Source organism: Arthrobacter sp. StoSoilB19, assembly GCF_019977275.1.
Taxonomy (GTDB): domain Bacteria; phylum Actinomycetota; class Actinomycetes; order Actinomycetales; family Micrococcaceae; genus Arthrobacter.
The window spans coordinates 4147213-4164455 of sequence record NZ_AP024650.1; the positions used below are offsets into that span (position 1 = coordinate 4147213).

Genomic DNA, 17243 nt, shown 5'->3' on the forward strand with positions numbered 1-17243 from the left:
AACAGTGTGCCAAACACTACCCAGCAACCCAAACCAGCCGCGTTCCAGAACACCCGCCCTCCCCCGAAGAGAAGAACAAAACATTCGTACTAACCACACCAGTCCGTGCCACCAGGCACCTATTTGTTGATATTCCACCCATGAGCACCCGCCACGGAACAATCGTCCATGCTGCGGGCTTGCTTCCTGACAACCCCCCACACCGGCATTCACCAGCACAGAAGAGTTGGAGGTGCTCCTTAGAAAGGAGGTGATCCAGCCGCACCTTCCGGTACGGCTACCTTGTTACGACTTAGTCCCAATCGCCAGTCCCACCTTCGACAGCTCCCTCCCACAAGGGGTTAGGCCACCGGCTTCGGGTGTTACCAACTTTCGTGACTTGACGGGCGGTGTGTACAAGGCCCGGGAACGTATTCACCGCAGCGTTGCTGATCTGCGATTACTAGCGACTCCGACTTCATGGGGTCGAGTTGCAGACCCCAATCCGAACTGAGACCGGCTTTTTGGGATTAGCTCCACCTCACAGTATCGCAACCCTTTGTACCGGCCATTGTAGCATGCGTGAAGCCCAAGACATAAGGGGCATGATGATTTGACGTCGTCCCCACCTTCCTCCGAGTTGACCCCGGCAGTCTCCTATGAGTCCCCACCATCACGTGCTGGCAACATAGAACGAGGGTTGCGCTCGTTGCGGGACTTAACCCAACATCTCACGACACGAGCTGACGACAACCATGCACCACCTGTAAACCAGCCCCAAAGGGGAAACCACATTTCTGCAGCGGTCCGGTTCATGTCAAGCCTTGGTAAGGTTCTTCGCGTTGCATCGAATTAATCCGCATGCTCCGCCGCTTGTGCGGGCCCCCGTCAATTCCTTTGAGTTTTAGCCTTGCGGCCGTACTCCCCAGGCGGGGCACTTAATGCGTTAGCTACGGCGCGGAAAACGTGGAATGTCCCCCACACCTAGTGCCCAACGTTTACGGCATGGACTACCAGGGTATCTAATCCTGTTCGCTCCCCATGCTTTCGCTCCTCAGCGTCAGTTAATGCCCAGAGACCTGCCTTCGCCATCGGTGTTCCTCCTGATATCTGCGCATTTCACCGCTACACCAGGAATTCCAGTCTCCCCTACATCACTCTAGTCTGCCCGTACCCACCGCAGATCCGGAGTTGAGCCCCGGACTTTCACGGCAGACGCGACAAACCGCCTACGAGCTCTTTACGCCCAATAATTCCGGATAACGCTTGCGCCCTACGTATTACCGCGGCTGCTGGCACGTAGTTAGCCGGCGCTTCTTCTGCAGGTACCGTCACTTACGCTTCTTCCCTACTGAAAGAGGTTTACAACCCGAAGGCCGTCATCCCTCACGCGGCGTCGCTGCATCAGGCTTTCGCCCATTGTGCAATATTCCCCACTGCTGCCTCCCGTAGGAGTCTGGGCCGTGTCTCAGTCCCAGTGTGGCCGGTCACCCTCTCAGGCCGGCTACCCGTCGTCGCCTTGGTAGGCCATTACCCCACCAACAAGCTGATAGGCCGCGAGTCCATCCAAAACCACAAAAGCTTTCCACCAACCACCATGCGATGGAAGGTCATATCCGGTATTAGACCCAGTTTCCCAGGCTTATCCCAGAGTCAAGGGCAGGTTACTCACGTGTTACTCACCCGTTCGCCACTAATCCACCAGCAAGCTGGCATCATCGTTCGACTTGCATGTGTTAAGCACGCCGCCAGCGTTCATCCTGAGCCAGGATCAAACTCTCCGTTGAAGTAAAACAAAAACAGACACAACCACAACCACCGGAAATAACGGCAGAAACAGCTGCACAAAATTTGAAACCAGCTAAAAACACCATGCACACCACGGGGTGGCGGCACAGCACAATCAACCAATTACATACATAATCGGTATCAACAAACTTGGCACACTATTGAGTTCTCAAACAACAGACACACCCGGCACCACCCAAACCAACGTCCAGGCTCGCTCCGGAGCAACTTTCCAAACTTACCCGGTTCCAACAAGCTTCGCAAATCAGCGTTACCGCGATCCACTCCACTCCAAAACCAGCCCCACCCGCGTCCGGCACGCCAAGAGGCGAACCATTTCCAGGCCGTTCAGTAAGGGGTTTGGCCGCTATCTTTCCGCTTCAGCGGCGGCGACTCAGAAAACAATACCCGCCCCCACACCCAACCGCAAATCGACCCCCGGGGGCCTCTTGTGCTGCCGGAAACCCCGGAATTCCGCGGTTTCCGGCAGCGTGGGCAAGTGATTTCCGCTTCTGAAGCTCGTTTGCTGTTTCTATGGAGTGGCTCACATCCGAAGAGGAGCCGAGGGAGTAGCCGAAGGGGGAGCCGGGACTTCCCTACCCCAGTACCTTGAGGACCACTTCGAAGTCGGCCTGCCTCGGCTTCAGCCGGTACGGCTCCAGAACGCCGGGGCCGCAGGCGGCGGTGCCAACGCCACGCATGAGATGGTCCACGTAGATGTAGCTCCGCCCGTCCGACACCAGATCCGGCCTGTGGTTTGCGGCATCCAGAGCCTGCATGCTGTACGGCCGGACTGTGAGGGCAAAGGGCTCGCCGGAAAGGTGCAGCTCCCTTCCGCCGGTGTGCAGGACAGCGGACCGCACGCCGGACCGGGCTCCCGACTCCTGGGGACGGACGTACTCAACGTCCAGCGCGGCAAGGGGCAGCTCGAACCATCCCGTCCGCGCACCCTGGCCGGTGTCCGGGTAGCCCTGGTGCGGGCCCTGGCCGAACCACCGCACCCCGGTGGTCCGGGAACCCAGCACCAGCTCCAGCCCGATCCGCGCCCATTCCACCTCGAAGCCGGCGTTGACCCAGTCCCCCACGGGCCTGACCTGCGTCCGCAGTCCCAGGGAGTCGGAGCTGGCGGTCCACAGGTAATCCACCAGCACACCGAACTGCTTGTCCGCGGCACCCATGCGCGTGCTGACGCGCAGGTACTCTCCGCCGTCAGGAGAAGTTTCCGCCCGGATGCCCAGCAGGCGGGTGTGGAGCCGGTGGAGTCCTGCGTCCTTCCACTGCGTCGCAAGGGGCCGTTCGTCCGGGCTTCCCCACTCGCGGCCGAGGTCGTTGTCGGTCGGGGGCCACCACAGGACCAGGCCGAACTTTTCCACGGGAAGTCCACCAATGGATGTGGGCATGCCGGTTGCCCGGTTGAACACCGCGGTACCCAGCTGCAGTTCGTCCTGGCCGGCCTCCACCAGGTCCCGGGCCTGCACCCCCGTGCCTGGTGAGGCAAGGCGGACAGCCTGCCCCCAGGCAACCTCGTGTCCTGCGGCAGCCCACCCAGTATCGGCGGCCAGCACAGCGCTGACGGTGAGCACCGCACCCGCGTCCTGCGCCAACCCCGCCACACACGCGGCAACCTCCGCCGGCAGCTCAACAACAGCCGTGGACTGCGCCGCAAGCGGCGCAACGGCCACCGTTCCCTCCAACCGTGTTCCGCCGTCGTCCTCCACCTTGTACTCAAAGCGGTAGGCGGAGGTGTCCGCAAAGTCCTGCCGGTTCCGCAGCGTGAAGCGGGCCCATGAGGAGGAAACGTCAATGCCCAGAGGCTCGATGACCTTCTTGAAATCCAACAGCCCGGGACGAGGTTTGCGGTTGGCATCAACCAGCCCGTCCGTGACGAAGTTGCCGTCGTGGACTTCCTCGCCAAAGTCCCCGCCGTAAGCGAAGTGTTCACCGCCGCCCGGGGAGGGAACAAGGATCCCGTGCTCCAGCCACTCCCAGACAAAACCGCCCATCAGCCGCGGATACGTGTCGAACAGGTCCTGGTACTCGGTCATGCCACCCGGCCCGTTTCCCATGGCATGCACATATTCGCACAGCACGAACGGCATGGCTCGGCGCCGAGCGTCCAGTTCGGCGTCCTCAAGCGCCGGCTCGATGCCCTGCCCGATGAGCGCCGTCTCGGCCTGGCTGGCATACATCCGGGAGTAGACGTCCACGTACGGTGAGGACCAGTCGCCCTCGTAGTGGATGGGACGGGACGGGTCACGGTCCTTGGCCCAGCGGGACATCGCCGCAAGGTTCCGGCCGGTGCCTGCCTCGTTGCCCAGCGACCACATGATCACGGAAGGGTGGTTCTTGTCGCGCTCAAGGGTTCGCTGCATCCGGTCCAGCAGGGCCTCCTCCCACTGCGGATCGTCGCTGGGGTTCTGTGCCCAGCCGGCGCTGTGGAAGCCGTGCGTTTCCAGGTCGCATTCCAGGACTACGTAGAAACCCAGCTGGTCTGCCAGCGCCAGGAACTCCGGGTGCGGCGGGTAGTGCGAGGTCCGGATGGCATTGATGTTGTGTTGCTTCATCAGCCGCAACTCCGCCTCCACCACGTCCCGCGGGACCACACGGCCCAGCCGGGGGTGGTGCTCGTGGCGGTTCACTCCCCGGAGCAGGATCCGGCGGCCGTTCACCTTGAACTGCGCGTCCTCGATGACGATGCTGCGGAAACCCACCTGCAGGGCAACGGTCTCGCCCGGGGTGCTGACCGTTGCGCCATACAGGCGGGGAACTTCGGCGGACCAGGGCTGCACGCCGGGGACACGCTGCTCCGCCCCTGCTGGAAGTTCCAGGCCAAGTTCCGGAATGCGTACGACGGCGTCAATCGCCCGCCCGGCCCGGCTCACCTCGACGCGGAGCGTGCCCTCGCCCGTGCCCGGGTCATAGCCGGCGTGGACGAAGACGTCGTCGATGCCGTCCACCGGCCGCGCCTGCAGGGTGACGTCCCGGAAGATCCCCGGGAGCCACCACATGTCCTGGTCCTCCACATAGCTGGCGGCGGAGAACTGGGCCACCCGCACGGTCAGCGTGTTGGCTCCCTCGACCAGGATGCCGGACACGTCGAATTCGTGGGCCAGGCGGCTTCCGCGGGTGGTCCCGAGCTCCACTCCGTTCAGCCACACGGTTCCGGCCGAGTCGATGCCGTCGAACCGGAGCACGGCGTGCGGGAAGAACTCCGGGCCGGCCTCAAAGGTCACCAGGTGATCGCCGATGGGGTTGGCGTCCGGTGGGTAGGGAGGTTCCACCGGGAAGGGAAACTGCACGTTGGTGTAGGCCGGAGAGCCGTGCCCGTGCATGTTCCAGCTGGAGGGGACGGGCAGCGGGGTGAAGCCGGAGAGGTCATTGCCCTGCTGCCAGTCGTCGTGTGGGGCCGCCCGGATTCCCGGGCTCAGCCGGAACTGCCATTCTCCGTTGAGTAGGAGCCGGGGTGCGTCGGACTCCAGGTAGGCCCGCGCCGGGAGGCTTCCCCGGCCGGGTCCCAGCGAGGCTAATTCTGCGACGTCTGCGGCAGCCGGATCGAGTCTGCGGTAGGAGGGTCTGGTCGCCGGAGCGGAGCCGTGGCCGGCAGTTGCGGCAGGGGTGTGGGCTGGCATGGAGGTCCTTGAGGGGAGTTTCGGAAGTGCCTACGTGAACGTTCACGCAGTTGCATGTTAAGCCTATCCGCTCGGTCATGATTTGAGTAGGGGTCAGGCTGATTGCCGGAGGACCAGTTGGTGCTGCAGGGTCAGGTGGGCGCCTGGGGTGCGGTCCTGGATGGCACCTGTGAGTAAACCATCCAGGAGTCCGACGGCGGCGCGGCCCACGGCGCGCAGGTCCAGTGCGAGGGTGGTCAGCTCAGGTGTGAGCAGTTCCCCCAGCGGTATCCCGTCCATGCCGATGACGGCACACTCATTGGGGACGGAGGTGCCTGACTCCCGCAGTGCCTTCAAGGCGCCGGCTGCCATCAGGTCGTTGAAGGCGAGGATGCCATCGGGGCTCCCGCCTCCGGCCAGATGGAGGGCCACCGCCGACCGTGCCGCGGCCGCCGATGGCTGTGCCTGGAGGCGGGCGAGCTGGATGCCTGCCTCCGCTGCCACCGCGGCGGCGGCCGCGCTCCGGCTGCCGGCGGGGCCGCCCTGGTCCGAGTCCAGGAAGAGGATGCTCCGGCACCCGAGGGATGCGAGATGGCGGAGGGCGAGCCTGGCAGCGTGACGGTAGTCAAAGGAGATGCTGCCGGCGGTGCCGGCGTCCGGGGAGTCAAGGGCGACGACGGGACGGCGGCCCATCAGCGCCTGCGCCTCGTCCTGGTGGGGTGCAAGGTATCCGATCAGTGCATCCACCTGGGGCGCAAGCCGCGCGGCGGCGTCAACGGCGCTGCCGGTCCCGTGGCCGTAGTCGTCCACCACCACGTTCCAGCCGCGCTCCGTGGCGGCCTCCACCACGCTTGAGGCAAAGGCCGGGAAATAGGGGTTGGTCAGGTCCGGGATGGCGAGGCCAACAGAGATCCGCGCGCCCTGCACAAGGCCCTTGGCGAAGCGGCTGGGGCTGTAGCCCATTTCTGCTGCGAGCTTTTGGACCCGGGCGCGGGTTTCCGCGCTGATGCCTGCCATGTCATTCATGGCCCGGGTGACGGTTTGGCGCGATACGCCTGCAGCGGCTGCCACATCCAGGATGGTTGCACGCCGGTCCCTGGGACTGGGCGTTCGGGGGGTCATAAACGGTAAGTCTAGGCGGTGGCGAAGGCCCGTTTTGATACCGGTGATTGGTGGGTTAAATGTGGGAGGCCCCAACCTGGTGGTTGGGGCCTCGACCAATGTGTGTCCGGCGGTGACCTACTCTCCCACACCCTCCCGGGTGCAGTACCATCGGCGCTGTGGGTCTTAGCTTCCGGGTTCGGAATGGGACCGGGCGTTTCCCCCACGCTATGACCGCCGTAACCCTTGTACCCGCCCGCCCGGTGTTTTGTTCGGGGGTGGGAAGTCTGGTGGTTACAACATTGTGGTGTTGTTATTCAGTTGTGGTGGTTCCGTGCCGTGACAACCCGTGTGTTGGGGGGTTGTTGGTTGGGAACCACATAGTGGACGCAAGCAGAGTTTGTATGTATCTGTGTGGTGTAAGTTGTTGGCCTATTAGTACCGGTCAGCTTCACGAGTCGTTAGTCCTCGCTTCCACATCCGGCCTATCAACCCAGTGGTCTGGCTGGGGGCCTCTCACACCCGAGGGTGTATGGAAATCTCATCTCGAAGCGAGCTTCCCGCTTAGATGCTTTCAGCGGTTATCCCATCCGAACGTAGCTAATCAGCGGTGCACTTGGCAGTACAACTGACACACCAGAGGTTCGTCCGTCCCGGTCCTCTCGTACTAAGGACAGCCCTTCTCAAATTTCCTGCGCGCGCAGCGGATAGGGACCGAACTGTCTCACGACGTTCTAAACCCAGCTCGCGTACCGCTTTAATGGGCGAACAGCCCAACCCTTGGGACCTACTCCAGCCCCAGGATGCGACGAGCCGACATCGAGGTGCCAAACCATGCCGTCGATATGGACTCTTGGGCAAGATCAGCCTGTTATCCCCGAGGTACCTTTTATCCGTTGAGCGACGGCCATTCCACAATGTACCGCCGGATCACTAGTCCCGACTTTCGTCCCTGCTCGAGATGTCTCTCTCACAGTCAAGCTCCCTTGTGCACTTACACTCGACACCTGATTGCCAACCAGGCTGAGGGAACCTTTGGGCGCCTCCGTTACTTTTTAGGAGGCAACCGCCCCAGTTAAACTACCCATCAGGCACTGTCCCTGACCCGGATTACGGGCCGAAGTTAGATGTCCAAAGTGACCAGAGTGGTATTTCAACGATGACTCCACCCGAACTGGCGTCCGGGCTTCAACGTCTCCCACCTATCCTACACAAGCCACTCCGAACACCAATACCAAACTATAGTAAAGGTCTCGGGGTCTTTCCGTCCTGCTGCGCGTAACGAGCATCTTTACTCGTACTGCAATTTCGCCGAGTTTATGGTTGAGACAGCGGGGAAGTCGTTACTCCATTCGTGCAGGTCGGAACTTACCCGACAAGGAATTTCGCTACCTTAGGATGGTTATAGTTACCACCGCCGTTTACTGGGGCTTAAATTCTCAGCTTCGCCTTGCGGCTAACCGGTCCTCTTAACCTTCCAGCACCGGGCAGGAGTCAGTCCGTATACATCGTCTTGCGACTTCGCACGGACCTGTGTTTTTAGTAAACAGTCGCTTCCCCCTGGTCTCTGCGGCCCCGATCCCCTCCACACCGCAAGGGTGTATCAAGGTTGGGGCCCCCCTTCTCCCGAAGTTACGGGGGCATTTTGCCGAGTTCCTTAACCATAATTCTCTCGATCGCCTTGGTATTCTCTACCTGATCACCTGTGTCGGTTTGGGGTACGGGCGGCTAAAACCTCGCGTCGATGCTTTTCTCGGCAGCATAGGATCACCAAATCCCCCCAAACGGGGGTCCCATCAGATCTCAGGCACCATGAGTGGCGGATTTGCCTACCACTCGCCCTACATCCTTAGACCGGGACAACCATCGCCCGGCTCGGCTACCTTCCTGCGTCACACCTGTTAATACGCTTGCCTCCCGGGATCAGGTCCTGCGCTCCACCAAAACCCTCACACCACAAGGGCGCTCGGGCAGGCTTCGGGCAGTTAGTATCCCCCGCTCAGCATGGGCGGTTTTTCGCCGGTACGGGAATATCAACCCGTTGTCCATCGACTACGCCTGTCGGCCTCGCCTTAGGTCCCGACTTACCCAGGGCAGATTAGCTTGACCCTGGAACCCTTGATCATTCGGCGGACGGGTTTCTCACCCGTCTTTCGCTACTCATGCCTGCATTCTCACTCGTGTAGGCTCCACCGCTGGTTTACACCGCGACTTCACCGCCCACACGACGCTCCCCTACCCATCCACACGCCTGAACCACAAGGGCTTAGCTAAAATGTGAATGCCACAACTTCGGCGGTGTACTTGAGCCCCGCTACATTGTCGGCGCGGAATCACTTGACCAGTGAGCTATTACGCACTCTTTTAAGGGTGGCTGCTTCTAAGCCAACCTCCTGGTTGTCTGGGCAACTCCACATCCTTTCCCACTTAGCACACGCTTAGGGGCCTTAGTTGGTGGTCTGGGCTGTTTCCCTCTCGACTATGAAGCTTATCCCCCACAGTCTCACTGCTGCGCTCTCACTTACCGGCATTCGGAGTTTGGCTGACGTCAGTAACCTTGTAGGGCCCATTAGCCATCCAGTAGCTCTACCTCCAGCAAGAAACACGCAACGCTGCACCTAAATGCATTTCGGGGAGAACCAGCTATCACGAAGTTTGATTGGCCTTTCACCCCTACCCACAGCTCATCCCCTCCATTTTCAACTGAAGTGGGTTCGGTCCTCCACGACGTCTTACCGTCGCTTCAACCTGGCCATGGGTAGATCACTTCGCTTCGGGTCTAGATCACGCCACTCACACGCCCTATTCAGACTCGCTTTCGCTACGGCTGCCCCACACGGGTTAACCTCGCGACGTAACACTAACTCGCAGGCTCATTCTTCAAAAGGCACGCCGTCACCAGAATCAGACTGGCTCCGACGGATTGTAAGCACACGGTTTCAGGTACTGTTTCACTCCCCTCCCGGGGTACTTTTCACCTTTCCCTCACGGTACTGGTCCGCTATCGGTCATTAGGGAGTATTTAGGCTTATCAGGTGGTCCTGACAGATTCGCACGGGATTTCTCGGGCCCCGTACTACTTGGGATACTCTCACAGGCGGTACAAACACATTACGGTTACGGGACTAACACCCTCTCTGGCCGGCCTTTCAAAACCGTTCACCTATGCGCGCACATCACACCCCACCAGCCCGGCAGAACTGGTATGGAAAGTCCCACAACCCCGACCATGCAACGCCCGCCGGCTATCACACATGGAACGGTTTAGCCTGATCCGCGTTCGCTCGCCACTACTAACGGAATCACTATTGTTTTCTCTTCCTGCGGGTACTGAGATGTTTCACTTCCCCGCGTTCCCCCCACGCACCCTATGTGTTCAGGTACGGGTCACCGAGTCACTCGCGCGCTCGGCGGGGTTTCCCCATTCGGACACCCTGGGATCACAGTCCGGTTATCGACTCCCCCAGGCTTATCGCAGATTCCTACGTCCTTCTTCGGCTCCTAATGCCAAGGCATCCACCGTGTGCTCTTAAAAACTTGACCACAAAGATCAAAAACATTTCTCGAGAGAACCACAGAAACCAACCACACCCCAACACCCAAAGGGCATCAACAGCGCAGCCAGATCCAGGTTCATTAATCTTGGAAATTGCTTCTTATACAAGATGCTCGCGTCCACTATGTAGTTCTCAAACAACAACCCCACACCACACACCCCACACACCCACAACAGGCGCACGGAACGTCACGGCAGGGAAACCAGAAACAAACAAACCCGAGGGAAAACCCCCGGCCCTGTTGCCTCAGGACCCAACAGTGTGCCAAACACTACCCAGCAACCCAAACCAGCCGCGTTCCAGAACACCCGCCCTCCCCCGAAGAGAAGAACAAAACATTCGTACTAACCACACCGGTCCGTGCCACCAGGCACCTATTTGTTGATATTCCACCCATGAGCACCCGCCACGGAACAATCGTCCATGCTGCGGGCTTGCTTCCTGACAACCCCCCACACCGGCATTCACCAGCACAGAAGAGTTGGAGGTGCTCCTTAGAAAGGAGGTGATCCAGCCGCACCTTCCGGTACGGCTACCTTGTTACGACTTAGTCCCAATCGCCAGTCCCACCTTCGACAGCTCCCTCCCACAAGGGGTTAGGCCACCGGCTTCGGGTGTTACCAACTTTCGTGACTTGACGGGCGGTGTGTACAAGGCCCGGGAACGTATTCACCGCAGCGTTGCTGATCTGCGATTACTAGCGACTCCGACTTCATGGGGTCGAGTTGCAGACCCCAATCCGAACTGAGACCGGCTTTTTGGGATTAGCTCCACCTCACAGTATCGCAACCCTTTGTACCGGCCATTGTAGCATGCGTGAAGCCCAAGACATAAGGGGCATGATGATTTGACGTCGTCCCCACCTTCCTCCGAGTTGACCCCGGCAGTCTCCTATGAGTCCCCACCATCACGTGCTGGCAACATAGAACGAGGGTTGCGCTCGTTGCGGGACTTAACCCAACATCTCACGACACGAGCTGACGACAACCATGCACCACCTGTAAACCAGCCCCAAAGGGGAAACCACATTTCTGCAGCGGTCCGGTTCATGTCAAGCCTTGGTAAGGTTCTTCGCGTTGCATCGAATTAATCCGCATGCTCCGCCGCTTGTGCGGGCCCCCGTCAATTCCTTTGAGTTTTAGCCTTGCGGCCGTACTCCCCAGGCGGGGCACTTAATGCGTTAGCTACGGCGCGGAAAACGTGGAATGTCCCCCACACCTAGTGCCCAACGTTTACGGCATGGACTACCAGGGTATCTAATCCTGTTCGCTCCCCATGCTTTCGCTCCTCAGCGTCAGTTAATGCCCAGAGACCTGCCTTCGCCATCGGTGTTCCTCCTGATATCTGCGCATTTCACCGCTACACCAGGAATTCCAGTCTCCCCTACATCACTCTAGTCTGCCCGTACCCACCGCAGATCCGGAGTTGAGCCCCGGACTTTCACGGCAGACGCGACAAACCGCCTACGAGCTCTTTACGCCCAATAATTCCGGATAACGCTTGCGCCCTACGTATTACCGCGGCTGCTGGCACGTAGTTAGCCGGCGCTTCTTCTGCAGGTACCGTCACTTACGCTTCTTCCCTACTGAAAGAGGTTTACAACCCGAAGGCCGTCATCCCTCACGCGGCGTCGCTGCATCAGGCTTTCGCCCATTGTGCAATATTCCCCACTGCTGCCTCCCGTAGGAGTCTGGGCCGTGTCTCAGTCCCAGTGTGGCCGGTCACCCTCTCAGGCCGGCTACCCGTCGTCGCCTTGGTAGGCCATTACCCCACCAACAAGCTGATAGGCCGCGAGTCCATCCAAAACCACAAAAGCTTTCCACCAACCACCATGCGATGGAAGGTCATATCCGGTATTAGACCCAGTTTCCCAGGCTTATCCCAGAGTCAAGGGCAGGTTACTCACGTGTTACTCACCCGTTCGCCACTAATCCACCAGCAAGCTGGCATCATCGTTCGACTTGCATGTGTTAAGCACGCCGCCAGCGTTCATCCTGAGCCAGGATCAAACTCTCCGTTGAAGTAAAACAAAAACAGACACAACCACAACCACCGGAAATAACGGCAGAAACAGCTGCACAAAATTTGAAACCAGCTAAAAACACCATGCACACCACGGGTGGCGGCACAGCACAATCAACCAATTACATACATAATCGGTATCAACAAACTTGGCACACTATTGAGTTCTCAAACAACAGACACACCCGGCACCACCCAAACCAACGTCCAGGCTCGCTCCGGAGCAACTTTTCAAACTTACCCGATCAACCACCCCGACGCAAATCCATTTCTCAGGATTCCCATCAGACCAGAAGACGGTCCCCCACCAATTTCCGGCGCCCTAAGGAGCGACCAGAATTTGGTCTTGAATTTGGGGGTTTGGCCACCCGCGGTTACCAGCTCTTAGCTGTCTCCCCCGCGGCGACTTAGAAAACAATACACGCACTCGTAGCCCACCGCAAACCGCTCATCCAATGGCTGCAATTCCCCGGGATTCCGGGGCAGGAACGGCCATGCGGGGCACCCGCTGGCCTCCCGCCGTCGTAATTCCGCTGTGTGCGCTGCCGCACATCCGGCAGCCATCACGGCAGACAGCAAAAGGGCCGGCAACCCTAAGGTTGCCGGCCCTTCTCAAGCAGCTGGATTCAGCGGTGCTGGATTACCAGGAAGACTTGGTGATGCCCGGGAGTTCGCCCTTGTGGGCCATGTCGCGGAAGCGGACACGGGAGATGCCGAACTTCTGGAAGGTACCGCGGGGGCGGCCGTCGATGATGTCGCGGTTACGCAGACGGATCGGGGACGCGTTGCGGGGCAGCTTCTGCAGGCCCAGGCGGGCTGCTTCGCGTGCTTCGTCGGTTGCGTTCTCGTCAACCAGGGTCTTCTTCAGCTCGAGGCGCTTTGCAGCGTAACGCTCAACGATGACCTTGCGCTGCTCGTTGCGAGCAATCTTGGACTTCTTAGCCATGTTTAGCGCTCCTCTCGGAATTCGACGTGCTGGCGGATCTTGGGGTCGTACTTCTTCAGGACCATGCGGTCCGGATCGTTACGACGGTTCTTGCGGGTTACGTAGGTGTAACCCGTACCCGCGGTCGACTTGAGCTTGATGATCGGACGTACGTCCTTGTCCTTAGCCACTAGAGCTTCACCCCACGAGCCAGGATCTGGGCGACGACTACGTCGATGCCGCGTACGTCGATGGTCTTGATGCCACGTGCAGAGACCTGCAGCGTGACGTTACGGCGCAGGGACGGAACCCAGTAGCGCTTCTTCTGGATGTTCGGATCGAACCGACGCTTGTTGCGGCGGTGCGAGTGCGAAATGCTGTGCCCAAAGCCCGGCTCGGCCCCGGTCACTTGGCAGTGTGCTGCCATGACTTCTCCTCAAGAATTGAAAGTAATGATCCGCATATCTGCTGCTGGACCATGCTGCTAAGGGCGACCCAAAAATGCAGAAGGGCAACGGTTAGTCACGCAACTTGAGCCCCTAACTACCGGCCACCCTGGAGAAAATTACCGGGCAACCGGAGCAATTGCGCACGCTCCGCGCACTTAGCGCCTACCAAGTCTACGAGTTGGCGCAATTAAAGACCAATCGGGGGTCATCGGGTGTATAAGGGCCGCCGGAAGGTCACAGACACAGGTTGGTCCTTTTCACAGCAGGCACATAGCTTCGCCAAGCACCTTGGATACATGAACACGCAGCTCCTGCCGGCATCTCCGGCCGCAAGCAGCTCCGGCCGCCCGGAGCCTTCATCACCTTCAGCGAAGAGGCCCGCCCGTGGCTGGTTTGCCCGACAGTACCGGCAGCGCATGCTGCGGACGGACCTCCTGACGCTCATTGCCTGGGCCTCCGTTGCCGCCGCAATTGCCCTCTGGCTTGCCGACGGCGGGGCCACCGCGATCACGTCGCCGGCGTCCCTGTTCACGGCGGCGGGCATCGTGGCCGGGCTGGCGGGCATGGACCTTGTCCTGCTCATGCTGCTGCTGGCCGCGAGGATTCCCTTCATTGACCGCACCATCGGCCACGACCGCGCGCTGGAGTTCCACGGGAAGCTGGGAAAGCCTTCGCTGTACCTGCTTCTGGCACACGGCCTCCTGGTCGCGGCTGGGTACGGCATGGCTGAAGGACTGGATCCGTTCACCGAGTCCGTCAACCTTTGGGTGCAGGTGCCGGACATGTGGCTGGCGTTTGTCTCCATGGCGCTGTTCATCGCGGTCGTCGTCACGTCCCTGGTGGCTGTGCGGCGTCGTTTCCCGTACGAGTTCTGGTATGTGGTGCACCTCCTGACCTACGCCGCGGTGGCAACGTCGCTGCCCCACCAGTTCAGCGTGGGAGGCCTCTTTGCGGCAGGCACATGGCAGCGCTGGTACTGGCTGGCCATTTGCATCTACACCGGCGCTGCCCTGGTGTATTTCCGGGTACTGGAACCGGTACTGGCCACGGCGCGGCACCAACTGTCGGTGGCCCGCGTGGAGGCCGTGGCGCCGGGCGTGGTGAACATCGTCATGAATGGCCGGAAACTGGACCAGCTGGCGGGCACGGGCGGACGGTTCTTCATCTGGCGCTTCCTGGCTCCGGGACTGTGGTGGCATCCCCACCCGTTCAGCCTGTCCGCCGAACCCGTCTTCCAGGGCCCGGACGGCCAGGGGACGCTGCGGGTCACCGTACGGAACCTTGGCAGCGGCTCCGCCCAGCTCCTGCGGCTGCGGAAGGGGACCAAGGTGGCGCTGGAGGGTCCCTACGGACTGCTCAGCACGGCTGCCAGGACCAGGAACAAGGTGGTGATGATCGGGGCCGGCATCGGCATCACACCCCTGCGCGCACTGCTGGAAACCACGCCGTTTGCTCCCGGCGAGGCGACAGTCCTGCTCCGCGGCCACACCGACCAGGAGCTGTACCTGGGCAGCGAAATCCTCGACCTCTGCCAAGCCAGGGGGGTCCGGCTCTTCCACCTCACCGGGCCGAGGGCCCACGGCCACTCCACCTGGCTTCCCGGGGACGCCGTGCGGAACGGCTACAGCCTCACCTCCTACGTGCCCGACATCGCGGATGCGGACGTCTACGTCTGCGGCCCGGCGGCGTGGGCGGCCAACGTCATGGCGGATGCCGGGAAAGCCGGCGTCTCCGGGGAACAGATCCATCACGAAAGGTTTGACTGGTGAAAATACGCGGAACAGTTGCAGCGGCCCTGGCCTCCGCCGGGATCCTCCTGGCGGGATGGCAAACAGGCACCCAGGCAGGCGGCATCAGCACCGTCGCATCAAGCACGACGGCGACAGGCACCACGGGCTCGACGGGTACGGGTACGTCCGGCTCTTCGGGCACCTCGGCTTCCGGCACCTATAAGGGAACCGCCGTGCAGACCCGGTTCGGTCCCGTGCAGGTCCAGATCACGGTGGCCAACGGGAAGATCACGGATATCACCGCCCTCCAGCTCACCAACACCGATGGCAAATCCATCCAGATCAGCAACCGCGCGGCACCCCTGCTCCGGAGCAAGGTCCTCGCGGCGCAGTCGGCGGATGTCCAGACCGTCAGCGGCGCCACCATTACCAGCGACGCGTACCTGACCTCAGTCCAGGCGGCCATCGATGCAGCCCACCTCTAGCCCCCTGGACGCCGCAACCCCCGCCGCCATGCTGAAGGCCCGCACCTTTGAATGCATGGGCACGGTCATCGGGCTGACGCTGCCCGTCAGCTCCCCTGCGGAAGGGCAGCCTGGGCTCGATGAGCTGGCTGCCGCCACCGCCGTCGTCGAACGCCTTTTCCGCGACCTGGACGAACAATTCAGCCTCTACCGCCCGGATTCGGAAGCGGCCAGGCTGGCCCGCGGCGAGCTGATGCTGCGGGGCGCCTCAGCCCGGATGCGAGAGCGGTACGCCGAGGCGCACGAATGGCGGCTGCGCACGGAGGGCGCCTTCACCCCGGAACGGCCTGACGGCGTCCTGGACCTGTCCGGGATCATCAAGGGTCATGCCATCCGCGAGGTGGGCACGTCGCTCCAGGCCCTGGGCCGGCACGATTGGTGCCTGAATGCCGGGGGCGACGTGTTGGTCAGCGGCTCACCATGCCCCGGCAGCGCCGAGCCCTGGAAAGCCGGCATCGTGGATCCGGCGGACCGCCAAACCCTGATTACCGGCTACGCACTGGGCGCGGGCAGCCGGCACAGTGCGATCGCCACCTCCGGCTCCGCTGAACGCGGTGAGCACATTTGGCGGGTGGGACGCGGCGCCGGGTTTGTCCAGGTCACCGTGGCCGCCGCGGACATTGTCACCGCCGACGTGCTGGCCACGGCGATCGTCGCCGGCGGAACACAGATGCTGAACCGCGCCACGGACATCTGGGATGTTGCCGTGCTGGCGATCCGCGCTGACGGCTCCATGCTGGCGACTCCGGCCTTCCATCCCGCCTGAGCCGCCCGCGCCCCACCGCCGCTACAACCGCTACAGCCGGGTGAGCTGGGCGTACTTGGGCTGCAGGTTGTCGCCGGACGACTTGCCGGTGACGCGCCGGACCACCCACGGCGCGGCGTACTCGCGGAACCACCGGGCGTTGGCGCGGAGGGCGTCGGCGCCGCTCAACTCCGGAACAGGGGTCATCGGCGGGACGTCGATGGAATGGTCGTACTTGAGGACCTCGAGGACGCGCTTGGCCATGTTGGCGTGGCCGGCGGCGGACATGTGCATCCGGTCGTGGGCCCACATGCCCCAGTCGTAGTACTCGCTGAAGCGCCAGTAATCCACCAGCAGGGCGCCGTGGTCCCCTGCGATTCCGCGGACCAGTTCGTTGTAGATGGCGGTGCGGCCGCGCATGGTGCCGAACACCTTTGAACCCCGGGCATCGAAACCCGTGAACATCACCACAGTGGCGCCGGTGGCCGCCAGCTTCCCGACGGCGTCGTTGTACTCCACCAGGAGGTCATCGATGTCCACGCGCGGGCGGAGGATGTCATTGGCCCCGGCGTAGATGCTCACCAGCGTGGGTTTGAGTTCGACGGCGGCGTCCACCTGCTCGGCCACGATCTGCCGAAGCTTCCTGCCGCGGATGGCCAGGTTGGCGTAGCCGAAATCCGGATCAGCGGCGCAGAGCTGCTCCGCCACCCGGTCCGCCCAGCCGCGGACCCCGTTGGGGCGGGTGGGGTCGTCGTCACCGACGCCTTCGGTAAACGAGTCGCCAAGGGCCACGAACCGGGAAGTGAAATCCATGC

Annotated in this window: 9 protein-coding genes and 4 rRNA genes; 3 read left to right on the forward strand and 10 right to left on the reverse strand. The window is 61.5% G+C overall.

Going from position 1 to position 17243, the window contains the following annotated elements:
- Positions 1–243 precede the first annotated feature (243 nt).
- From LDO86_RS19125 to rpmB, 9 genes are all read right to left on the reverse strand, one after another.
- Positions 244–1766, reverse strand: a 16S ribosomal RNA gene (locus LDO86_RS19125).
- Between the two features lie 597 nt (positions 1767–2363).
- Complete coding sequence (locus LDO86_RS19130) at positions 2364–5396, reverse strand: glycoside hydrolase family 2 TIM barrel-domain containing protein (protein WP_224084157.1); 3033 nt, start codon at positions 5394–5396, stop codon at positions 2364–2366.
- A gap of 93 nt (positions 5397–5489) precedes the next feature.
- Positions 5490–6497: a LacI family DNA-binding transcriptional regulator gene (locus LDO86_RS19135; protein ID WP_224084158.1), complete on the reverse strand. Its 1008-nt coding sequence runs from the start codon at positions 6495–6497 to the stop codon at positions 5490–5492.
- Positions 6498–6601: 104 nt separating this feature from the next.
- Positions 6602–6718 (reverse strand): 5S ribosomal RNA (gene rrf, locus LDO86_RS19140).
- Between the two features lie 172 nt (positions 6719–6890).
- Positions 6891–10019: ribosomal RNA gene (locus tag LDO86_RS19145) — 23S ribosomal RNA — on the reverse strand.
- A 512-nt stretch (positions 10020–10531) separates the two neighbouring features.
- Positions 10532–12054: ribosomal RNA gene (locus LDO86_RS19150) — 16S ribosomal RNA — on the reverse strand.
- The 16S, 23S and 5S rRNA genes sit together here, the layout of an rRNA operon.
- A 641-nt stretch (positions 12055–12695) precedes the next feature.
- Positions 12696–13001 carry a 30S ribosomal protein S14 gene (rpsN, locus tag LDO86_RS19155; RefSeq protein WP_009358853.1) on the reverse strand — a complete coding sequence of 102 codons (306 nt, stop codon included), beginning with the start codon at positions 12999–13001 and terminating at the stop codon, positions 12696–12698.
- A gap of 2 nt (positions 13002–13003) precedes the next feature.
- On the reverse strand, positions 13004–13171 hold the full coding sequence (rpmG, locus tag LDO86_RS19160) for a 50S ribosomal protein L33 (protein WP_013602737.1): 168 nt from the start codon (positions 13169–13171) through the stop codon (positions 13004–13006).
- Positions 13171–13407 carry a 50S ribosomal protein L28 gene (gene rpmB / locus LDO86_RS19165; protein WP_013602738.1) on the reverse strand — a complete coding sequence of 79 codons (237 nt, stop codon included), beginning with the start codon at positions 13405–13407 and terminating at the stop codon, positions 13171–13173. Before rpmB ends, rpmG begins: the two co-directional genes overlap by 1 nt.
- A gap of 318 nt (positions 13408–13725) precedes the next feature.
- Here rpmB and LDO86_RS19170 point away from each other — a divergent pair, with 318 nt between their 5' ends.
- Genes LDO86_RS19170 through LDO86_RS19180 form a run of 3 tightly spaced genes read left to right on the forward strand, consistent with a single transcriptional unit; the run spans position 13726 to position 16449 of the window.
- Complete coding sequence (locus tag LDO86_RS19170) at positions 13726–15198, forward strand: ferredoxin reductase family protein (RefSeq protein WP_224084159.1); 1473 nt, start codon at positions 13726–13728, stop codon at positions 15196–15198.
- The gene (locus tag LDO86_RS19175) at positions 15195–15644 is read left to right on the forward strand and encodes an FMN-binding protein (protein ID WP_018771905.1); all 450 of its coding nucleotides are present in this window, start codon (positions 15195–15197) and stop codon (positions 15642–15644) included. Before LDO86_RS19170 ends, LDO86_RS19175 begins: the two co-directional genes overlap by 4 nt.
- Positions 15628–16449: an FAD:protein FMN transferase gene (locus LDO86_RS19180; RefSeq protein ID WP_331274175.1), complete on the forward strand. Its 822-nt coding sequence runs from the start codon at positions 15628–15630 to the stop codon at positions 16447–16449. The genes LDO86_RS19175 and LDO86_RS19180 overlap by 17 nt, the downstream gene beginning before the upstream one ends.
- Positions 16450–16479: 30 nt before the next feature.
- Here the strand turns inward: LDO86_RS19180 and LDO86_RS19185 are convergent, their stop codons facing one another.
- Positions 16480–17241 carry an SGNH/GDSL hydrolase family protein gene (locus LDO86_RS19185; RefSeq protein WP_018771907.1) on the reverse strand — a complete coding sequence of 254 codons (762 nt, stop codon included), beginning with the start codon at positions 17239–17241 and terminating at the stop codon, positions 16480–16482.
- Positions 17242–17243: the final 2 nt, after the last annotated feature.